This is a genomic window from Streptomyces sp. SID14478 (assembly GCF_010548525.1).
Classification (GTDB): Bacteria; Actinomycetota; Actinomycetes; order Streptomycetales; family Streptomycetaceae; genus Streptomyces.
The window spans coordinates 1-1,187 of the sequence record NZ_JAAGMG010001251.1 but is presented as its reverse complement, the minus strand read 5'-3'; the positions used below and the strand labels follow the sequence as shown (position 1 = coordinate 1,187).

Annotated in this window: 2 pseudogenes; both read right to left on the bottom strand. The window is 73.2% G+C overall.

Annotated features, from left to right (window positions below):
• Window positions 1-275 (bottom strand): annotated as a pseudogene (locus tag G3I40_RS39995) (serine/threonine-protein phosphatase); the annotation flags it as partial.
• Between the two features lie 303 nt (window positions 276-578).
• Window positions 579-1,187: pseudogene (locus tag G3I40_RS39990) on the bottom strand (phenylalanine--tRNA ligase subunit beta); the annotation flags it as partial.

Genomic DNA, 1,187 nt, shown 5'->3' with positions numbered 1-1,187 from the left:
CGGTCGGCGGAGAGCTGGCCGGCGGCCAGGGCGAGCCCGTCGAGGCGCGCGGGCAGCGGCCGCAGCAGCACGGACTGCGCGGCGCCGGCGACGGCCCGGATGTCCCGCAACTCCCGCATCAGGCCGTGCCGTACGTGAAGTATCAGGCCGGTCCCCACCACGAAGAAGACGGCGCTGCTGACGATCCGTGCGCCCAGGCCGTTCTGCTGCGCGAGCGGGCAGGTCAGCTTGTACATGATGGCGACCGTGCCCCACACGGTGGGCAGCCCCAGCATCAACACGCGCCGGACCCGCTGGGGTTCGGCGCGTGCGGCCCGGGTAAGACGCGAGCGGAGGGAGCCACGGACGGAAGTGCGGATGGTTCGGGTGGGCGCCCCCGTGTTGGTACGCATCATGCCGCCGGCCCCCTAGGCCCTGTTCAGCGCGCTCGCCGGTCGGCCCCGGCGGCCGGATCGATTCTTACGACCGTCTGCCCAGAAGGACCAGATCACCGAGATTCCTCACCCGAACGAGTGAGGGGCGCATCCGGTGTCCCGGATGCGCCCCTCAGCTGCGTCTTTCTGCGTACTCCTGCGCCGCTACGCGCCGCGCAGTACCGCGCCCGTGCTCTCGGCGGCCTGGGCGACCGCCGCGTCGCGGGCGGCGCTGGCCTCCTCCACCGTCAGCGTGCGGTCGCCGGCACGGAAGCGCAGGGCGTACGCGAGGGACTTCTTGCCCTCGCCGAGCTGCTCCGCGTTCTCGTACACGTCGAACAGGCGCAGGGACTCCAGGAGTTCACCGGCACCGATCCGCAGCGCGTGCTCCACGGCGGCGGCCGGCACGTCCTTGCCGACGACCAGCGCGACGTCCTGCGTGGCCACGGGGAACGTGGAGATCCGCGGCGCCTGCAGGGCGCCTGCGCCCGCCTGCTCCACGAGGTCCAGGTCCAGCTCCATGGCACAGGTGCGCTCCGGCAGCCCGAACGCCTTGACGACGCGCGGGTGCAGCTCACCTGCGTGCCCGACGAGGGTCTTGACCTCGTCGATCACGACGTACAGGGCGGCGCAGCGGCCCGGGTGCCAGGGGCCGTACTGCCCCTGGTCCACGGCGAGTTCGGCGCCGGCCTCGTGTGCGACGGTCCGCGCCGCCTCGACGGCGTCGGCCCAGGTCGCCGGGTGGCCCTTGCCCCACCAGCCGGACTGCTCGCG